Origin of the sequence: Bacillus sp. FSL K6-0042 (genome assembly GCF_038006685.1) — a bacterium.
Classification (GTDB): Bacteria; Bacillota; Bacilli; order Bacillales; family Bacillaceae_G; genus Bacillus_A; species Bacillus_A pseudomycoides.
In genome coordinates, this window is sequence record NZ_JBBOVS010000001.1 from 1,595,078 (window position 1) to 1,614,600 (window position 19,523).

Here is a 19,523-nt window from a genome sequence, read left to right on the forward strand (position 1 = left end):
TACTATAATGCCTCCGCTTCACCAATTATCATATTTTCCATTTCATAAGAAGTATCAACATTTCCTTTTAAAACCTCTTCAATTTTTTCACTAACTTTTCTAATAGTCTTCAGTTCTAAAACGTCTTTTATATTGAAATTAATATTGAAATTTGTTTCTATTGAATTCACTACTTGAATGGCTTTTAATGAATTCCCTCCCAAACTAAAGAAATTATCATCTAATCTGATTTGTTCTACATATAAAACACTTGTATAAATTTCTCTAACTAATTTTTGAGTCAAATCATATTTTTCTTCCACTGCATGGTCTAGAACTGTTGATAAATTCCCCATCATTGATAAGGCTTTTTTATCAATCTTTCCACTTCCTGTTAGCGGATATTTATCTACTACTAAATAGAAATTAGGAATCATATAATCTGGTAAATTTTCTGATAAATCATCGTTTATCTGATCTGTTAGTATTTCGTCTTTTGACAATACATAAGCTGCCAAATATTCATTACCAGTATCATTATTAATCATAACAATTGCATCTGAAATACATTCTATTTTCCTTAGTTTTTGTTCTATTTCACCTAATTCAATTCTAAAACCCCTAAATTTTACTTGATCATCCATTCTGCCAAGGTATTCAATATCTCCATTCTCATTCCACCTTCCCAAATCACCAGTTTTATAGAAAATTTCTTCAGAATCATGTAGATTTAAAATAAATTTTTCCTTTGTCATGGTCTCTAGATTCAAGTAACCACGAGCAATTCCAATACCAGCTAAGCAAATTTCACCTACTATGCCGATTCCACATCTTTGATTATTTTGAACTATTGTCACCTTTGTTCCAGTAACTGGTTTTCCAATTGGAATACTACTTTCATTTTTAAGCGTGCCAAGATTATAACTCGTTGCACATACTGTATTTTCTGTCGGCCCATATAAATTATAGATATCTTTTATTTTCTCTTTACCTAAACTTTTCATTTTCTCCACCAAATCTAGCGATAACGTTTCACCTGCTAAATAGAGTTTCTTAAATTTTAATAGTTCCTCTACCATATTATTATCAACTGCAAAATCAATCATTGCCCTAAACATAGAAGGAACAACTTGAAAATGTTTATTATCTAAAGTTTTAATAAGCTTTCTTGGTTCTAATCGTATTGATTCAGAAATCAACTCTAATGTACATCCACTTAGCAAAGCTGAAAATATTTCTGACACAGAGCCATCAAATATATAATTAAAATATTGTAAAACGACGTCTCCAGGAATATACCCCCCGATTTCAGCTTGTGCTTTAGCTAAATTAACAACCCCTTTATGTTCAATCATTACTCCTTTAGGGTTTCCTGTCGTTCCGGAAGTATAGATTACATAAGCAAGATTATTTTGATTGAATTTTATCTTTTGATACTCCTCCAATTCTTCGTCTCTTAAATTTTTAAAATCAATTATTTCTTTTATCCTTTCAAATTGTTCCACTTTTACATTTGATAAATGATTAGGTCCTAGAATTAAAGTCTTAACAGAGCTATCCTTTAACATATAATTTATTCTTTTTGTTTTATGGGTTGGATCAATAGGCAGATAAGCTGCTCCCGCTTTTAAAATCCCTAATATTCCAATAATCATTTCAATTGATTTATCTGTAATTAATCCAATTCTTTCTTCTTTTTCTATTCCAATATCATATAATTTATTACGAATAATACTTGATTTCATGTCTAGTTCTTGATAAGTAATCTCTTCTTCACAATATTTCACAGCTACTTTATTTGGATATTTTTCAACAATTTTTGAAAATGCATCGATAATTGTTTCTTGACTGTTTAAAGATTTTTTTTGATTGTTAAATACTTTCTCTAATAACTCCAATTCTTTTTTATTGGTTATATTAATGTCTTTTAATTTCTTGGAGGGATATATAATCAACTCTTTAATAATCTCAATATATTGTTCTGAATATCTAGAAATAGTAGAATTTTTAAATAATTCAACGCAGTATTCCCACGATAATTTATATTCTTCAGTTAATTCTTCTACAGATAAAGTTAAATCGAATTTTGAAATTTTATTTTTAATATCCAACATTTCTAATTTTAAATCACCCAACATATATTCAGGCATTTCATTATTTTGCAACACAAACATAGTATCAAAAATTGGGTTTCTTGAACTATCAGATTCAAATGAAATTTTTTCATATAATTTTTCAAATGGATATTCCTGGTGTTCAAAACTCTCTAAACAATCACTATTAACTTTCTTTAAAAAATCACTAAGAGATACACCCTCTTCAAGTTCCATTTTTAAAGCTAATGTGTTTACAAACATACCAATCATATTTTGAGTTTCAGGATGATTTCTTCCCGCCGTTGGAGTACCAACTACTATTTCCTTTTGTAAAGAATTTTTGTTCAAAAGAATATAGTACGCACCTAAGAAGAAAGAATACTCACTAATTTTGTTTTCCTTGCAAAATTTCTTTATCGAACAATGGATTTTTTTATCTATAATGATTTGAAAATCATTCCCTTTATATGATTTATATTGCCCTCTAGTATAATCTGTATATAAATTTAATACTGGTGCTCCATCTGAAAATTTATCGGTCCAAAACTTTTCATGTCTTAATTCATTTTGACTGTTTTTCCACATCGTATAATTTCGGTACTGTATTGTTTGTTTTTTCAATATTTCATCTTTGTATAGTTGTGATAACTCATTAAAGAAAGGTCTCATAGACCCACCATCAAAAATAATATGATGAAAATCCAACAGTAAGAAGTCAGATTCGTTCATATGAAGCACCTTAACTCTAAACAATTTACTACTTGATAAATTAAAAGGTCTAATAAATGATTCAATTTCAAAATCTAATTTGGAATAAATAGAACTTTCCTCAATAGAAATTTCATACGGATTATCAATAACTTGATAATACTGACCATTTTCAAATTTAAATGACGTTCTCAAAATTTCGTGTTTTTGAATTAGAGCATTTAATGCCCTTTTCAATTTAATGATATCTATTTTCCCATCGGATTTTAAAACCATTGGCACATTGTAAGTAATATTTTCATTTTGTGACTGATCAATAATAAATAATCTTTTTTGTACTTCTGACATTAAACTTTTCATTCTTTTCTCCTCTTCCAAATAATTAGATTCAAACCTAAATAATGATTTTTGCATAATACATTCCCTATTCTGAGTATATAATTCTGAGTATATATTTTTTGGGTGTTTTCAATCATTTTGTCCCTTAAATGTATGCTTTTGACCTTTTTAAATTTGTATATACTAATGTCATTGACGGAGATTTTAACCGCATGGTATAAATACATACAACATGTATCTTTGGATCTACGACAATATTTTGGACACTAAAAAGTTAAGTTTTTAAGCAATCTTACGTGCTGTCTCTTCCATTGCTTAAGATGTATTTTATAGCCCATGTCATTGTGAATTCGTCTTCTGTCGTTTCACCCTTCAATATATTGAAAGAGTGTTAGTTTCGCCTCATCAAATGGCACATACCTTGTTTGGTACACCTCCTCTTTCTTTCATGAGACGTGCAGGCAGCCTTTTCGACTAAAAGATGGCTTCATACTGTGTGTTGCGAGTAAAGTTTGAAATTCTTGACTTGTAATTGTATTCCCAAGTCTATGTGTAAAAATAAATTCATCTGATGATCTGCACATGTCACAAGCGTTTTCTAACGTCTCTATTACACATTTTTCATGAAATGAATAGCCAATTAATTTGTTAGAATGCAACTCTAAAACGGAAGCCAAATAACACAAACCTCCACATGAAACATAAATATACGTAATATTAGCCACCTATTTTTCATTAATATCCTGTTTCATTACAGACATTGCTCTGTAAGCATATTTTACTGACTTAACTTAGTTGTGTTCATATGATTATACTAACTTTTAGTAAGCTAAGGAGGTGAATAAATGGCACATAATAAAAATTCTCAAAATACTTACAATTCAACTCTTGAAGTTGCATCAAATCTTTTTTTAGAAAAAAGATTTGAAAATATTACTATTACAGAAATTGCAGATAATTTAGAAGGACTGACCAGAGGTGTAGTTTATCACCATTTTAATAATAAAGAAGAAATTTCAAATAGTATTCTCAATAAAATGACTAATGACCGTATTTCTATTTTTGATACTCTCGACAGTCAAAGCGATTTATCTGGAGTTGAAAAAGTAAAACAAATGTTAAAACACTCATTGATAATAAATGAGAATCTAGAACTTTATTTAGCAACCAATGATTTACAGAAGAATCCAATGGCTCTGACGAACAAATGAAATATATTGATGAATTCTCACAATCATTTGCTTTACTAATAAATTTTTGCTGTAACCCATCAATTTATAAAATGAATCAAACTAAATTTTATAATAGATTTACTTTTTTAAAGAAACTATCAAACACTCTTAGATTTCATGTTATTGATGAAGAAATATTGTTGCTTGCTCATCATTACAAATTATATTAATTAAAGGAGATTAAAATGGAAAACCAAAATAGTGTCCCACTTAAAATATCGAATGTTATTAAAACATTTGATGGTCATGATGTGATTAAAAAATTTAATTTAACTATTGAAGAAGGCAGTATATATGGTTTGTTGGGGCCTAACGGTGCTGGAAAAACCACTTTATTTAAACTCATTACAGGTCTGCAACAATTAACTAACGGAAAAATTGAAGTATTTAATAGAAATATCGCAACACAAAAAAAAGAAATACTTCGAAATATTGGCATTATTATAGAAGTTCCTATTTTTATCGAGCATCTTTCGGCTACTGAAAATCTTTCAATTCATCTTAAATATATGAATTGTTCTGACGGAGATATTGTTAAAGTACTTGAAGATGTGGGTCTCGAACCTACAAATAATCAACCAGTCTCTAATTTTTCCCTTGGGATGCGACAAAGATTAGCAATTGCTAGGGCGATTGTCCATAATCCAAAACTACTCATTTTGGATGAACCTATTAATGGACTTGATCCAATGGGGATTCGAGAAATGAGGCAACTTTTCTTGAACCTAGTTCAAAATAAAAATATGACTATCATTATTTCAAGTCATATTTTAAGTGAGATTGAGCATATCGCTGACAAAATAGGAATTATTGTAAAAGGCGAATTAAAAACAGAAGTAACTATGAAGGATGTAAGAGATGAGCACCCTGAAGGTCTAGAGGAACTTTTCTTAAATATCGTAACGGGAGGGACATTAAAATGAACGAACTCATTAAACTTGAACTGAAAAAGGTGGACTTACGAACATATGTAATTGCTACTCTTGCTATAGCTGCTATTTTACTCGGTTTAATTGCCCTATTCGGTTATGTTTCTCATAATGAAGGTGATGTTGAAATGCAAAATTTCACCTTTTACAAATCTTTAATTCCACTTGGTGAATCTATGATTCTAGTTGCTTTTGGTGTACTAAGTTCAGTTATGTATTCCAAAATAATTGTTGAAGCTTATAAAGAAAAACAAGCTACACTACTCTTTATGTATCCAGTAAGTAGAAAAAAAATGATAATTGCTAAAATAGTAAGTGTTTATATTTTTATATTTTTCACTTACCTATTAAGTTCATTATTTATCTTTACTTGTCTTGTCCTTATAAATTCGGCACTTCATTTCATGTCGGATTCATTCGCCTTGTCCTACCTTTTAAATAATTTAATTCAATTTTCATTATTAGCAAGTAGTATCGGTGTCATTTCAGTAGGTATTGGTTTTATTAAAAAAAGTGTGCCAACAACAATTCTTTCTTCGGTAATTTTAGGTTCAATATTTTGCAATATTGTATTTAATCTATCCGATAGTGCGAATGTATCGAATTTATTTAATATCTTTTTAGTTCTAATATTAATTGGCGCTACAATATCAACTCTCTTCTTAGCTAATAATGTAAAAAAAATGGAGGTATAATATATGGAAAACTTTATTGATCAAAAATTAGATGACCTCTTTGATGGAACTGGGTATTCGCTTTTTGGAGGAAATAGCTCTACAATATTGGGTGCAAATATTGTTTTTAGTATTATTTTAATCCTTATTGGTACAGTATTAATTAAAAACCGTAAGAACAGTAACAAAAAGAGTTCAATTGGTTCTATGCTTCTTGTCTTCGGACTTGTCATGGTCGTATTTAATCTAATAAGGATAGTACTTTAAAAGTACTATCTTTCGAAAGGTGAAAAAATGAAAAAATATATTTTAAAGAAACCCATTATCTCGCTCTTCACTATTCTGTTAACTATCATTAGTTCTTTAGCTACTGTATATGTCGCTTTGCTCTTACAAGAGGTTATTGATTTAGCTACCAAAAAAGATTTCAATCAATTCGGAAAAACAATAATTATCGCGCTACTGTATTTCGTTTTGCTTGGAGTATTGAAATATCTCAGTACATTATTTGGAAAGAAAATGATTAAGATTATTACACGATCTATGAGAACAGATATTTTTTTAGGTATTATGAATAAAAACACAAGTGAGTTTGCTAAAGTCAATTCTGCCGATTATATCTCTTTATTAAGTAATGATATTAAAATAATTGAAGAAAATTACCTGCTTCCTATGCTACAAATTTTATCTAATATAGCTGTCTTTGTAGGTACTTTAGTGCTCATCTTAAAATACAGTCCTCTTGTAGCTATTTATTTATTTGTTGCTATGTTTATTATGTTTATAGTCCCAAGTTTAATTGGAAAAAATATGCAATCAAAACAAAATGAATTAGCTGCACAATACGCTTTATTCACAAAATCAATAAAAGATTATTTTTCAGGATTTGAGGTAATTAAATCCTATAATATGAAAAATTTCGTTGAAAAGAAGTTTTTGAATGAAAATAAAGAATTAGCTCAAGTAAAATATAATGCTGATAAACTTTTATCATTAAATGAAACTGTATCAGACGTTCTTGCAACTGTCTCTATGCTATCAGTAATATTCATTGGTGCTTATTTAGTATTAATCGATAATATTACTGTAGGTACATTAGTCGCGCTGATTCAATTAAGTAGCTTTTTTGTAAATCCAATTATGATTATTATGCAAAGTTTACCTAAAATAAAAAGCACTAAACCTATTTTAGAGAGAATTGAAAACAATGCTTGTATTCAAAATGAAAATATTTCAGGAGTTCCTGTAAAATATGAAAATGAAATACTTTTTAATAACGTATCTTTTTCATACGATATTAATAGCGAACAAAAGGTTTTGAACAATATATCGTTACGTTTTAAAAAGGGAAAAAAATATGCAATTGTTGGTCCAAGTGGATGTGGAAAAACTACTTTAATCAAGCTCTTAACAGGAAATTATCAAAATTATACTGGGGACATTCTTTATGATAAAACTAGTTTAAATGATCTAAACAAAAAAAGTTTAAATGATCTATTATCAGTTTTACATCAAAACGTGTATCTTTTTGATTCTTCTTTTTATTTTAATATTTGTCTTCATAACGAATACACTATGGATGAATTTAGAAAAGCTGTTCTGTTTAGCGGTTTAGATAAGCTTGTCGAAGAAAAAAATACAGATTTTAACTTTTTGGTTGGAGAAAATGGCGCTAATTTATCAGGCGGTCAAAAGCAACGTACTGCATTTGCAAGGTCCATTATAAAAAATCCTCAACTATTAATCTTAGATGAAGGTACATCTTCATTAGATATTAAGACATCTAGAGATTTAGAAACAAGACTCTTAGCACTTGAGGATACAACTGTAATTTCAATCACACACAAAATTGATGAGGGTATCCTAAATCAATATGATGAAATTATTTATATTGAAAAAGGTTCCATCATTGAACATGGTTCATTTAATGATTTACAAATTAAACAAGGTTCGTTCTACAACTTTTACACTAACCAATTAGATACTGATGCTATTCCTGACAAAGTTTTAGCAAATTAATCAATTGGAAAATGAAATAATAAAAATTAATATATAGAAAGGATATACTATGAAGTTATTTTGCTTACCTTATGCAGGAGGAAGTTCATCTATTTTTTATTCTTGGAAAAAAATTTTATCACCTGAAATTGAACCCATCCCTATTGAACTTCCTGGTAGAGGAAAAAGAAGTACTGAACCATTAATTGAAGATTACAATTTACTTATTAATGATCTATTGGATTTTATTGATAAGAATACTAGATATGGCGAAGAATTTCAATTATTCGGACATAGTATGGGCGGACTATTAGCTTATTCAATAGCAAAATACGTTGAAAAAAAACAGTTTTCTAAATACACAATTAATCATCTATACTTGTCAGGTGCTAGACCGCCAAACGTTCTTTTGAAGGATTCCTATCCTATTTCTTCACTTCCAAATAAGGAATTCATTTCTAAACTTACTGAATTGGGTGGGATGGATGAAGAAATCCTTAATTGCCAAGAATTAATGGACTACTTATTACCTTCAATTAGAGCTGATTTTCTTGTTTTAGAAACTTTTAATGATGTTAATAATGACTACAAAGTGAAGTGCCCTACTACTTTGATAAATGGAATTACTGACAGCTCTGTTATATTTCATGAAAAAAAATGGGGGCATTATTTACAAAATATTGAGAATATAAAACATCTAGAAGGAGGACATTTTTTTATTAATGACTACCCTACATTGATATGTAACCTTATAATGAATAACCAAATTCAAACTCTTCAAAAAACATCATATTAAAATATGATGTTTTTTGATATATTTTGCACAACAGAAGCTTATTTCTCATATAAAGTATTCAAGTTGACAAAATCCACATTTTTAGAATTACGCCTCTTTTCATATACTTTTTACTTTCTACATTATATATAGAAAGAATAAAAAGCTACTTCTCGAATTATATAAGGTCAAAAAATCATAACTTTATATTTCACTAATAAAATAAGTAATAATATCATCTACAGCTACTTCACTTATGGTTTCTATTTCAGCTGCTAAATAACATACCGCAGCTTTATAATTATTGCTGATAGGAAGTAATGTGAATTTTTCCTTTTTTTCTTCATTTGATTTTATCACTTTTATATTTTCATCTACTATTTCAAAGCAAAATGAATTAAGAGGTATTGTTAATCCTTCTCCAATATATTTTATATAACTTTCTTTCAAACACCAATATGAATAAAAATATTCATACTTTTTCAAATTAGGCACGGAAGAAATTTCATCATATTCACTCTTACAAAAAAAATTGCTGGCTATATCTATATCTATATCTTGAATTTTCTCTATATCTATTCCAATCTTTTGATCACTAATAGCACATATAAGATAAGAACCAGAGTGAGACAAATTAAACTGTATGCCGTAATTGCAATCAATATATGGTTTTCCAAATTCATTTTTTTTAAATACAATATCAGAATTTTTAATACTAGAATTCTTGCAAATTGTATATCTAACAAGTAACTCCCCTAGAATTGAGCGTATTTTATCTTCCTCAAATCTAAATCTTTTTATGTTATTAACTCTTTCAGATGAAATAAATTGTGTCAAATCTAATAGCTTATTAATCGTTACATTCTCATTAATTTTTACGTAATTTATTATCAACATAATTTGGACTCCCCTTTACATGAACAATATTACATTAACTTGAAATTCCCTTAAAACATATAGATTCTTATATCAAAGTTCGCTTTAATTTCCCCTAAATAAATATTTTTCAAAATATGGATCTTTTTTAGTATATCCACTAAAAAGTTAAGTTTTTAAACATTCTTACGTGCTACCTCTTCGATTGCTTAAGGTGTATTTTAGGTGCATCATATTCACTATTTAAATCTTTTACTGGTCTTCCAGAACAATACAACTCGACTACCATTATTTTTAAATTCCTTATTAATATTTTGTTTCATTACGGACACTTCTCTGTATGCATATTTTACTGACTTAACTTAGTTGTGTCTATATAACTATACTAACTCCATCACTTAAAATTATAAATATATTCTTATTTTATAGATATTATTCTAGCAGATTAGGTGAAGTTGCTTCATATAAAAAATAAAGACCACATACCTCCCCTAGTGCGAGATATGTAGTCTTTATTTTTTAGTATTTATTCAATACGGTTTAGCAAAAACAAGCATCGATGTTATTGTACTTATAAGGATAATACAAGCTCTAATGCTGCTACAATTACATAAAGACGAAATGGGCTATTTCCTAAAGTAATGAACAAACTCATTGATTATATCTCAAAATGGTTAACGAATGAAAAATAAAAACCTTACGTATAAAACGTAAGGTTTTTCAATATGTTAAACACCCAGCAATCACGATTCCGATGGAAATTGATAAAAACATAAGGAAAAGTCCGACGGCCTGATTATCTTCTTCGATGCTTTGATTGATATTAAAACGCGGTGTGAGCCATTCAGCTAAATAAAACACAATAATCTGTGCTAAAATTCCAATCGCTCCCCATAAAACCATATCCATTAATGAAACAGAATGAGCAGCCGTAGAATACAAAACAATGGCAAGGCCAAGAAGTCTTCCTCCAAGTGCATAGCTTGCTGCTTTATTCCCTTTAGCCATTAATGAAAATTCCTTCACTTTTGTTGTCACTTCCATAAGAAAAAGACCAATACATAAAAGACCGATTGAGATTGCTAAATAAAGTAAGAAATTTATCATTTCTAATCCTCCTTTTTAATTCCTACAGGTAAATAATATGATTCATTCCCCGTAATTTTTTCACCAGCACGTATACCAATACTACTTGGCTTCCCAGCAATTAAAAATGATCCAAACACATATGACAGCTCCTCGTTCCCCTTTTCAGTCTCAAGAGAAACAACTGGAAGCTTTATATATTTTTGAAATACAGGAAGCTCTTTTTTATACGTTTGATATGAATTTTGATTAACAATATTGGTGTCTTTATCGCGAATTATAACCGTGTCGCCTTCTCTACCGAACGAAGGTTTTTGAACAAAAGAATTTTTCCCTAAAAACAGATCTGCTTCTAAGTAAGTAGGAAGCATGTACTCTTTAATCCATTGTTGTTCCTCATTTGTATAAAAAGCACCTGCCTCCGCTAATCCCCATATGATACATTGAACCGATTTCGGCTGCAGTAGAAAAGATGAAATCGGATTTATAATAAAAAGCTTTCCTTCCTTTACAAGTTGTAGTAATTCGATCCCTACAAGATCTCCAGTGTTAGGGTCCCGGTCCTCAACTAAGTGTTCAATAGGATATGTCTGGCGATACAAAACATCAATTGGTACACCATCTCCGTCCAGTAAAGCATCTTCAGTAATTCTGAGTTCTGACATTGACACCACTTTGTTGCTAACCTGACATAGCTGACTCAAATACCGAGTCGTATTCCAATCTTCTATATGTTCATGATGGGCTGTAAAGACAACGTTTGGCCTTTCTATCCCTTTAGCTGCTTCCATCACAGCTTTTGTGATGCCAGAAGAGAGAAGACGTTCCTGATTGTTGTTTGGGTCATGATAATCTAATTCTTTGCAGACCTCCCCATTCATTTGAAAGCATTCCATGATAAAAGTCGGAGTATCACTATTAAACTCAAGCATTTTGATACCAGTATCTGTCATTGCAAAATCAAACCGTGAAATAACAGATTCAGGAAATAGAGATTTCATTCTAATAAAAGGCAGACTTGAAGAAGGAAAACCAAGTTCAAGAAGCTGAGCGTCAGACAAGGTCCGAAGAAGCCTAGCAGTCTTAAAAAATACTTTTCCCATTCGTTCCGTTGCTAATTGCAAATCTTGGATTGTTTGTTCTGTTATTTCAAAAATATGAAAAAGGCTATACTCACTCCCATATAAGTCGGACCAAAAGCGAGAGAATCTTGAATAAAATTTACTTCGTTTCTTTATGTAAGGCGACATAATTTAACCTCCGAATCCGCCCTTTGAACCGCTTCCAATTCCCCCTTTAAAATTGGATGAAGCTTGATAGGACTTAAATTCAGAAGAATTTTTGAAAGTTGATTTATTTTGATAGTATCTACCACCGTAATAATAACTCCCATGATAACTTGAACGGCTGTCATCGCATCGCCACACGCCAAGTTCATCATCCCAATCCCAATCTGCACAACTCTTATCTTTTGGTTTTGGAGGGAGATCTTCTGTACAGCCAGATAATGTACCGGCCACTAAAGATGTAAGAACACCTGTTACTAACCATTTGGTTTTTGTCACTTTCCAACGCTCCTTTATATATTATATTTTTATTATAAAAGAATTAATGATAAAGTAGAAGAAAAAGAAAGAGGGATTACAATTGCGGTTAGAATATCGACTTAATGATGAGACGAAACAATATCCTGCCCTATGGAACTATGCGGATATTTCTGTGTCTGAAGCGGTCGCAAGGATGACTTGTGAGTACTTTATTAAAGAAGGGGATACATATGTCGTAACATCGACCGCAATGGATCCCGATGGAACAGCAGTATTATACGTCCAAAAAGAAACGTTCTTCAACGACCCTTCAGAACCTATATATTCTCATATAGGTTTTGAGATTAGAGAGCTAGAAGGAACAAATTCAATTTTGATAGAAAGTAAAAATGTATGGAACCATGACGAGATCTTAACTTATCTCCATTCCGATATTTTATACATTAAAAAGAACGGACTATTTATGGAATTCACCTTAGATTCAAGAGAGATTGATGAAGATCGAAAGTGCTATGTTTATTATGGAAATTTTACAGGTGAACACAGATAACAATCAAGTGAACCCCCGCCATTTGGAGTTCATTTGATTTCTACTATTTTTATGCTTTCCACACAATGAAATTCCAATCACTTCTAACGTACCGAAAAAAGGTTCCTACAACAAAAAAACCTTACGTATAAAACGTAAGGTTTTTTATATAGCCCCACACATGCCGTTCTCTCTAGATGTCCATAAACCTGCTCTCACAGGTGGATGTTCTCATAAATGCTTTCAGCTTCCTTCTTAAAAAGATGGCATGCTGTTTACATTTAGATATTGAACTTCCGTATTATACTTATTGGTTTAAGACATACATAAGCTACGTACACCGTAGGAATTTTATATAATGTTAGTTGAAATAAGACCCCCGCACGTGCCGTCCCTCGTAAATGTCCAAAAACCCGCTACTCGCAGGTGGATGCCCTCACAGCTACCGTACATCTTCCTCCACATGGAAGGCTTGATGATGGTCGCTAAATGTTGAGCTTCCGTATAACTAACATCGGTTTTAGACATAAATAAGTTACGTACACCGCAGGATGTTTTATTTACTTGTCGTTATCTTATCACATTGTATGCAATGTGTAAAATGTAATATTTTGAAGCAAATTCTTGCTTGTGACCTTATTTTAATACAAAATATTTTTGCATGCAAGAGGTTACTGTCCTTCTTTTACAATTTGGTTTTCTGGATAAGAAATCCAATCACTCCAGCTTCCAGCATATAACTTCACGTTACGAAAACCAGCTGTTTGTAACGCTAATACATTCGGGCATGCTGTTACACCAGATCCGCAATAGACGATTGTTTCCTTCTCTTTACTAAGATAGTGGAAACGATCTTCTTGTTCCTCTTTATCTTTGAACTGACCTTCCGCTGTGATTCCATCTTTCCAAAAATAATTTTCTGCTGTTGGAATGTGACCAGCTTTAGGATCAACAGATTCTTCAGCGCCAGCATAACGTTTTGGCTCTCTCGAATCAATTAACGTAACATCTGCATTTGTACGAATTTTTTCTTTCACATCTTTCATCGTTACAAGCATGTTGTTTTGCACATTCGGTATGAATTTTTTCCGTTCAATGGTTGGAACTTCAGCTGTTATAGATGAATTTTGGTCTTTCCAAGCAGGAAACCCACCATTTAACACATATGCTTTTTGATGTCCTACATATGTTAATAGCCACCATAGACGCGAAGCCATTGCACCAGCTTGACTGTCATATGCAACCACTGTCGTATTTTCATCAATACCAGCTTGAGAAAGCTTTTCGGCAAAATCCTCAAGGTTTGGAAGTGGATGACGGCCACCATGCTCCGTAATAGAACTCGATAAATCAAGATTCAAGTCAAAATATAGCGCATGAGGAATATGTTCTTTTTCATACTGCTTTCGTCCCCAATTTGGATTAGCTAAGTCAAAACGACAATCGACTACACGGACATGCTCATCTTCTATGTGATCACGTAACCATTCGACTGTAACAATCATGCTTAACGACCTTCTTTCTCTTGCAGACGACCTACATACTCCATAACCATATCTTCTGTTACAATTTTACGTTGCGGTGCAACCCCTCGTTTGGCAAGAGCATTGATTTGCTTCGTTACCATATTAATTGCATCTACTGAGAAATGTTTTCCATTTGACGCAAGTGCTACTGCTGCTTCAATTGCCGCTTCACGCTGTGCTTCTAACTGTAAAAATGTTGTCACAATTTCATTTTGTTTACGAGAATGTGCTGTAATTGCTTTATGTACTTCCATCTTCTCTTCCCCCTAAATAATTTATACTTTCTCGCCAATTCTTCATAAGAAAATGACTAGAGTTCCATTGTAAGCCGAATCATATCTCGGCATACAATCCCATTTTCGATAATCTCTTCTTCATAATGCTTCGAAAAGTAATCAAAATCAATAGAAAAAATACGAAAACCACATTTTTGATAGAAAGCAAGCTGTGAAATACTAGAATTCCCTGTCCCTACCTCAAGGTTATGCATGTGTTTTTCTTTGGCAGTTGCAATTGCGTGCTGTAATAATTGTTTTCCAAGTCCTTGCCCTTGTAGTTCTTCTGAAACAGCGATATTCATAATTTCCATTGTTTGCGGTCTTGTTTCAAGTAATACATATACGCCTATAACATTTTCTTCACATTTGGCAATATATAAAAGACCTCTCTTCAAATATGAATTAATTTGCCTCTCACTGGGATCAGCAAGCAACAATAATGACATCGGCGCCTTATCTTGCGAAATACATTCCATGACAATTTTCATGAAATTTCCCCTTTCTCTCTTGTTCTAAACCCTCCTTGTCTACCATAAGTAATACAAAGGAGGGATTCACCATGGACAACAATGAGAAAAAATGCAACGTCATCTCGATTGATGGAAAGAAAAAGAAAAACGGAACATATTCCCACCCAAAATTAGTTGTAGATGGAAAAACATATGAGTTTTCTTCATTCGTCTTATGCGGTGAAACACCAGATGGCAGACGGTTAGTTCTGACTCATATGATTTCTACAGATGAATTTGCAGGATTCGTAAAATCACTGGATGCTGTATTGCAAAAGAAAATTGAACGAATCTTTTTTTCATAGAGCTTATAAAATATGAATTTCTTTTTCGATTGCTGCTAACTGTTTCTGTAATTGTTCCTTACTTTGTTCATATAGCGACACATCAATTGTCTCTGCTAAAGCGAATAATACACTTGCATAATATTGCTTAACATCTTCCTGCATCACTTTTTTGAATAAGTCCCATTTCAATTCCCATTCTTGTTTATAATGCTGGATAAATATCTCTTCTTCATCAGCTACATATCGGGATACGACAGGCTCAAGTGATTCCTTCGTATCTTCCTGCATTGTTGCTTTATCATTTTTTTCAAAGAAACTTTTCTCATTTTTGAAATGAGATAATGCCTTTTTAAAATGCTTTATTTCTATAGAAGGAAACGGCTCTTTATGCGTAATAACTTGGTATTCATAATCTGCTGTCCCATTCATAGAAATAGATTCATTTTCCAACTTACATTTCACTGCAATTTCATCCTTTGCACGTCGCATCGCTTCATCCATCCATTTTTCAAGACGTAGTGACGTTGCTCGCATTTCCTGTAATAAATCATGTTGGATAAAGGCTACAAGTTCCATGAGACATTCTTGCAACTTAATTTTCACATTTCCATCTGTTCGAAGGGATGCTGGGTTAATAAATTCAGTAAACACATCGTTATAACGTAAAAATAGACGTTGCTGCACATAATATAACAGTTCTTTCACTTCATTTTGCATCGCTTGCTCTTCTGCAAGTACACTATACGATGAAATAATATGAAGTAGCTGCTCACGTTCTGCTTCATATTTTTTTATTTGTTTTTCTTTCTCATCGTTCCCTTGCTTTGCTCCTTGTATCATATTTACAAGAAGCTGCTCAGCACTTTGCAATGCGCTATATAAAGAATGGACAGATACGAGCATTAAATCACGCATCATAAAGGATGTAAATGATTCTTCAAACTTTGTAATCCCCGAATTTTTCAAGATACCATACTTTTCTTTTGCAATACTCTTTCCTTGTTTCTCCTCAAGTGCACATAAGCTCGAAATTGCAAATAGACGTGGATTTCGGATACCGTATTGCAGGAGCTGGTCTGCTATATAGCCTTTTACCATTTCAAGCTCATCCTCAGACTGAGCTAAATCCGCTGCATTAATTAAAAAGAACATTTTATCAAGCGCAAATGTATCTTTGACACGGCCAAGTTGAATTAAAAATTCACGATCCGCCCTTGAAAAGACATGATTGTAGTATGTTACAAATAAAATCGCATCAGCGTTTTTAATATATTGGAATGCAACGTCTGTATGTCGAGCATTAATAGAATCTGCTCCTGGTGTATCAACAAGTGCAACGCCTTGTCTCGTTAAAGCACAATCATAGTATAATTCCATATATTCAACAAAACATGATTTCTCTTCATTCGCTACATAATCGGAGAATTCTTCTAACGTAACTTGCACTTGTTCTCCCAAATGATTAGAAACTGCTTGATATCCCCTCTGCACTGCACGTAAAAAACTAAATGTTGTTTTCTGCTTTCCACTTGGTGACGGGTATTGTAGGATTGTATCTATTTGTAATAACGCTTCTTCAAATGTCTTTATTTCATAATGAAACAATTTATAAACTGCTTTCATATCTTCTAATAGCGCCTGCTTCGATTTAAACTGAACAATTACTGTGCCGTGAGGTTTGTCTTCTGTAATCGGTAAAATCTGATTAATCGTCGCCGTTGTTGGATTTGGTGATACCGGGAGTACATTCGCACCAAGTAATGCATTTGCAAATGATGATTTCCCTGCACTAAAAGCTCCAAATAACGCTACTGTAAATTGCTTTGTTTCAACACGTTTTCTTTTCCCAACAACTTCTTGATGCAAATGTTTAAGTGTAGGAAGAAATTCTAATATCATTTCCGCACCTTTTACTTGTTCTAATATACGATGAATATTTAATGTTGCTGTTGTTTTTATATTTTCTTCCTTATACGAAATACTATCACTTTGTACCTCTTGTTCTTGTAATGTAAACTTCTCGTTTACAACCTGTTTCTTCCCTTGTAATACTTTTTCTACTTGCAATTCATTTGGCACCGGTACATGATCGCTCCAAATACCTTGTAAGTAATTCTCGTATTTATCATACGCCTCAATATATTGTAATTTTGTTTCTTTTGCTGTCTGTAACATAGTATATTGCTCAATTTCTTGTTCAATATGAGCAATCTCTTTCTCCGTCTTTTTCCGTAAAACGCCCGTGCTTTGCTCAAAAATTTGCTGTGCTTTCATAAAGTAGCGTTTCTTCAGCTCATTCGCAACATCCGCTGTATAAAGAAGCAAGTAATCTCCTGTAAATCCTGCACCTTGTTTAATGGTTTCTGCTAATAATTCTGGGCCAAAAGAAATTCGCAGTGCGTATATGTCTTTTCCGACTTCTTCTGTAAACATCCCTTCATCTTTTAAGAAAGCCACAATAAACTCTTTCACATGAAAATCAATCTGTGTTTCAACGGTCTTCCCTAGTGCTGAATAAAATGCATCTAAACGCCGCTGTTTTTCTTGCTCTGTTTTTCCTTTTGCAAATAGCAAACCAACTTTAAACTTCGTTAGCTTCGTTTCTAAATATTGATTTGCTAGCTCTCTCATTTCAAATGGCATTAAGTAAGCATTGTCTAATATTGCTTGCAATCCTTTTATAAATTCATTTTTCACGTCCGATTCTTTACTAGCCACACGTCGTTTATTTTCAATAAGCTCTTCTTTCTTTTCCATTACGCCTGTAAGCGATAGAGGTGATGCTAATTCTTTTTGGTAGGGCATTAATTGTTTTTCATTTTCTGAAAGAATAAATGAAAAATGTTCTTGTAATAAATATGCCGTTTCTCTTTCCATACCATTGCTCACATACTGCTCACGCTCTTTCATAATCGAAGAAAGCAATTTCTCTAATCTTTGTATTTCATTATACGGATGGTTCATCATTCGTAAAGAAGTATAAAAAATACCATCTACTTCAATATCCCAGTTAGAAAACGATTGACTCACACTTTGCCTATAATCTTCAAATGATAGCTCATTTTCTTTATGCTTATCGATTTGATTGATAACAAGATAAACTGTTTTATTACGCTGCTTTAATTCTTTCACAAACTGCAAATTCACTTCTGACTGAACATGGTTATAATCCATCATGTAAAAAATAACATCCGCAAGATGGAGTGTTGATTCTGTTGCTAATTGATGCGCATCATCTGTTGAATCAATTCCAGGTGTATCAACGAGCATAACGCCATCAGGAATTGGCGCATCATTTCGATAAATATGAACGCCAATTATTTCATCACCATTTTTACAAAGCTGTTTCAATTCTTCCGCCGAGTATGCACCATCATATTCATAATGCTCTCCAGATTTCACTGTCACAACAACACGGTCCTGTCCCTTTTCAATTTTAACAACGTTCGCGCTTGTCGGAATCGGACTTGTTGGTAATAACTGTGCTTTATATAAGTGATTCATCATTGTCGATTTTCCAGCAGAAAAGTGACCGCAAAAAGCAATCATAAGCTGTTCTTGCTTATATTTTTGAATCACTTCAAACAACTTCAAACTATTTTCCGTATCACCATGCTTCTGCCATTCTTCATAAAAACAAACAAGCTTTTTCATACTGTTTGTCTGTACTATGTTTGTCATCCCCTTGTTCCCCTTTATTCCAAGATGTATATACCCTACTATCATACTAAATTTTCAGGATATTCTCATTAAAAATAAAAAATCCCTTTCATTCTTTTGACAGATGAAAGGGATTTTATGTAAGTTTGTTCATTTTGTTGCTCCGACTCCATTTAACACATATTTTGTAACGACAGCATACACAGCCACCGTTCCTGCAACTAATGCATATACCATATTTAGCACACCAACCTTTTTTTGATAATGATTATCACTTTTGAGTATATTTTATCATTAAAGAGAATCATTATCAATATTAATTTCTAAAAAAGAAGCTCCTTAAAAATAAGGAGCTTCTTTACTGCCTGTCTTAAAGGAGTGAAAAACTTGCTGTGCATCCTTATTATATCTCATAACAAACATCTTAACAGTTTCAAAAATTGGAAATCCCACCACCTCCTTTTCTTTACATTACTGTATAATAAAAGAAATTTA

General features: G+C 32.0%; 18 protein-coding genes and 2 other RNA genes. 8 read left to right on the forward strand and 12 right to left on the reverse strand.

Features of this window, described 5'->3' with window-relative positions:
• Window positions 1-2: 2 nt before the first annotated feature.
• Both MHH45_RS08250 and MHH45_RS08255 read right to left on the reverse strand, forming a co-directional pair.
• A complete protein-coding gene (locus MHH45_RS08250; protein WP_249922711.1) occupies window positions 3-3,197 on the reverse strand; it encodes a non-ribosomal peptide synthetase in 3,195 nt (1,064 codons plus the stop codon).
• Window positions 3,198-3,568: 371 nt separating this feature from the next.
• On the reverse strand, window positions 3,569-3,799 hold the full coding sequence (locus MHH45_RS08255) for a hypothetical protein (protein WP_016114161.1): 231 nt from the start codon (window positions 3,797-3,799) through the stop codon (window positions 3,569-3,571).
• A gap of 168 nt (window positions 3,800-3,967) precedes the next feature.
• On the opposite strand from MHH45_RS08255, the gene MHH45_RS08260 reads away from it, so the two are divergent.
• From MHH45_RS08260 to MHH45_RS08285, 6 genes are all read left to right on the forward strand, one after another.
• On the forward strand, window positions 3,968-4,333 hold the full coding sequence (locus tag MHH45_RS08260; RefSeq protein WP_016114160.1) for a TetR/AcrR family transcriptional regulator: 366 nt from the start codon (window positions 3,968-3,970) through the stop codon (window positions 4,331-4,333).
• 206 nt (window positions 4,334-4,539) lie between these two features.
• Window positions 4,540-5,277, forward strand: a complete 738-nt coding sequence (locus tag MHH45_RS08265; RefSeq protein ID WP_016114159.1) for an ABC transporter ATP-binding protein — start codon at window positions 4,540-4,542, stop codon at window positions 5,275-5,277.
• On the forward strand, window positions 5,274-5,978 hold the full coding sequence (locus MHH45_RS08270) for an ABC transporter permease (protein WP_016132670.1): 705 nt from the start codon (window positions 5,274-5,276) through the stop codon (window positions 5,976-5,978). The genes MHH45_RS08265 and MHH45_RS08270 overlap by 4 nt, the downstream gene beginning before the upstream one ends.
• Window positions 5,979-5,981: 3 nt before the next feature.
• Window positions 5,982-6,224: a hypothetical protein gene (locus tag MHH45_RS08275; RefSeq protein ID WP_016114157.1), complete on the forward strand. Its 243-nt coding sequence runs from the start codon at window positions 5,982-5,984 to the stop codon at window positions 6,222-6,224.
• A 27-nt stretch (window positions 6,225-6,251) separates the two neighbouring features.
• Window positions 6,252-7,976 carry an ABC transporter ATP-binding protein gene (locus tag MHH45_RS08280; RefSeq protein WP_016114156.1) on the forward strand — a complete coding sequence of 575 codons (1,725 nt, stop codon included), beginning with the start codon at window positions 6,252-6,254 and terminating at the stop codon, window positions 7,974-7,976.
• A gap of 49 nt (window positions 7,977-8,025) precedes the next feature.
• Complete coding sequence (locus tag MHH45_RS08285; protein ID WP_016114155.1) at window positions 8,026-8,751, forward strand: thioesterase II family protein; 726 nt, start codon at window positions 8,026-8,028, stop codon at window positions 8,749-8,751.
• A 183-nt stretch (window positions 8,752-8,934) separates the two neighbouring features.
• On the opposite strand, the gene MHH45_RS08290 is transcribed toward MHH45_RS08285, so the two are convergent.
• The 4 genes from MHH45_RS08290 to MHH45_RS08305 form a co-directional block, all read right to left on the reverse strand.
• Entirely contained in the window at window positions 8,935-9,627 is a 693-nt protein-coding gene (locus MHH45_RS08290) for a 4'-phosphopantetheinyl transferase family protein (RefSeq protein ID WP_016114154.1), read from the reverse strand.
• 699 nt (window positions 9,628-10,326) lie between these two features.
• The gene (locus tag MHH45_RS08295; RefSeq protein ID WP_088094054.1) at window positions 10,327-10,713 is read right to left on the reverse strand and encodes a DUF350 domain-containing protein; all 387 of its coding nucleotides are present in this window, start codon (window positions 10,711-10,713) and stop codon (window positions 10,327-10,329) included.
• A 2-nt stretch (window positions 10,714-10,715) separates the two neighbouring features.
• Window positions 10,716-11,942, reverse strand: a complete 1,227-nt coding sequence (locus tag MHH45_RS08300; RefSeq protein WP_088094053.1) for a glutathionylspermidine synthase family protein — start codon at window positions 11,940-11,942, stop codon at window positions 10,716-10,718.
• 3 nt (window positions 11,943-11,945) lie between these two features.
• Complete coding sequence (locus tag MHH45_RS08305) at window positions 11,946-12,257, reverse strand: hypothetical protein (protein ID WP_016114151.1); 312 nt, start codon at window positions 12,255-12,257, stop codon at window positions 11,946-11,948.
• Between the two features lie 82 nt (window positions 12,258-12,339).
• Between MHH45_RS08305 and MHH45_RS08310 the strand changes: the two genes are divergently transcribed.
• Window positions 12,340-12,789: a hypothetical protein gene (locus tag MHH45_RS08310; protein ID WP_016114150.1), complete on the forward strand. Its 450-nt coding sequence runs from the start codon at window positions 12,340-12,342 to the stop codon at window positions 12,787-12,789.
• A gap of 147 nt (window positions 12,790-12,936) precedes the next feature.
• Here the strand turns inward: MHH45_RS08310 and ssrS (MHH45_RS08315) are convergent.
• From ssrS (MHH45_RS08315) to MHH45_RS08335, 5 genes are all read right to left on the reverse strand, one after another.
• Window positions 12,937-13,120, reverse strand: a non-coding RNA gene (gene ssrS / locus MHH45_RS08315) — 6S RNA.
• Between the two features lie 21 nt (window positions 13,121-13,141).
• Window positions 13,142-13,324: non-coding RNA, 6S RNA (gene ssrS, locus MHH45_RS08320), on the reverse strand.
• Window positions 13,325-13,439: 115 nt separating this feature from the next.
• Window positions 13,440-14,273: a sulfurtransferase gene (locus MHH45_RS08325; protein WP_016114149.1), complete on the reverse strand. Its 834-nt coding sequence runs from the start codon at window positions 14,271-14,273 to the stop codon at window positions 13,440-13,442.
• A 2-nt stretch (window positions 14,274-14,275) separates the two neighbouring features.
• On the reverse strand, window positions 14,276-14,548 hold the full coding sequence (locus tag MHH45_RS08330) for a DUF2533 family protein (RefSeq protein ID WP_003196439.1): 273 nt from the start codon (window positions 14,546-14,548) through the stop codon (window positions 14,276-14,278).
• Window positions 14,549-14,604: 56 nt separating this feature from the next.
• The gene (locus MHH45_RS08335) at window positions 14,605-15,060 is read right to left on the reverse strand and encodes a GNAT family N-acetyltransferase (protein WP_016114148.1); all 456 of its coding nucleotides are present in this window, start codon (window positions 15,058-15,060) and stop codon (window positions 14,605-14,607) included.
• 71 nt (window positions 15,061-15,131) lie between these two features.
• Between MHH45_RS08335 and MHH45_RS08340 the strand changes: the two genes are divergently transcribed.
• Window positions 15,132-15,386, forward strand: a complete 255-nt coding sequence (locus tag MHH45_RS08340) for a DUF3931 domain-containing protein (RefSeq protein ID WP_000369734.1) — start codon at window positions 15,132-15,134, stop codon at window positions 15,384-15,386.
• A 3-nt stretch (window positions 15,387-15,389) separates the two neighbouring features.
• Here the strand turns inward: MHH45_RS08340 and MHH45_RS08345 are convergent, their stop codons facing one another.
• Window positions 15,390-19,049, reverse strand: coding sequence for a dynamin family protein (locus tag MHH45_RS08345; RefSeq protein ID WP_016132666.1), 3,660 nt, complete (start codon window positions 19,047-19,049; stop codon window positions 15,390-15,392).
• Window positions 19,050-19,523: the final 474 nt, after the last annotated feature.

Coding starts and splice junctions, on each gene's coding strand:
- MHH45_RS08265 (WP_016114159.1), top strand. CDS start 4,540: ATGGAAAACCAAAATAGTGTCCCACTTAAAATATCGAATGTTATTAAA.
- MHH45_RS08290 (WP_016114154.1), bottom strand. CDS start 9,627: ATGTTGATAATAAATTACGTAAAAATTAATGAGAATGTAACGATTAAT.
- MHH45_RS08340 (WP_000369734.1), top strand. CDS start 15,132: ATGGACAACAATGAGAAAAAATGCAACGTCATCTCGATTGATGGAAAG.
- MHH45_RS08345 (WP_016132666.1), bottom strand. CDS start 19,049: ATGACAAACATAGTACAGACAAACAGTATGAAAAAGCTTGTTTGTTTT.
- MHH45_RS08300 (WP_088094053.1), bottom strand. CDS start 11,942: ATGTCGCCTTACATAAAGAAACGAAGTAAATTTTATTCAAGATTCTCT.
- MHH45_RS08280 (WP_016114156.1), top strand. CDS start 6,252: ATGAAAAAATATATTTTAAAGAAACCCATTATCTCGCTCTTCACTATT.
- MHH45_RS08270 (WP_016132670.1), top strand. CDS start 5,274: ATGAACGAACTCATTAAACTTGAACTGAAAAAGGTGGACTTACGAACA.
- MHH45_RS08275 (WP_016114157.1), top strand. CDS start 5,982: ATGGAAAACTTTATTGATCAAAAATTAGATGACCTCTTTGATGGAACT.
- MHH45_RS08325 (WP_016114149.1), bottom strand. CDS start 14,273: ATGATTGTTACAGTCGAATGGTTACGTGATCACATAGAAGATGAGCAT.
- MHH45_RS08285 (WP_016114155.1), top strand. CDS start 8,026: ATGAAGTTATTTTGCTTACCTTATGCAGGAGGAAGTTCATCTATTTTT.
- MHH45_RS08260 (WP_016114160.1), top strand. CDS start 3,968: ATGGCACATAATAAAAATTCTCAAAATACTTACAATTCAACTCTTGAA.
- MHH45_RS08335 (WP_016114148.1), bottom strand. CDS start 15,060: ATGAAAATTGTCATGGAATGTATTTCGCAAGATAAGGCGCCGATGTCA.
- MHH45_RS08295 (WP_088094054.1), bottom strand. CDS start 10,713: ATGATAAATTTCTTACTTTATTTAGCAATCTCAATCGGTCTTTTATGT.
- MHH45_RS08250 (WP_249922711.1), bottom strand. CDS start 3,197: ATGCAAAAATCATTATTTAGGTTTGAATCTAATTATTTGGAAGAGGAG.
- MHH45_RS08330 (WP_003196439.1), bottom strand. CDS start 14,548: ATGGAAGTACATAAAGCAATTACAGCACATTCTCGTAAACAAAATGAA.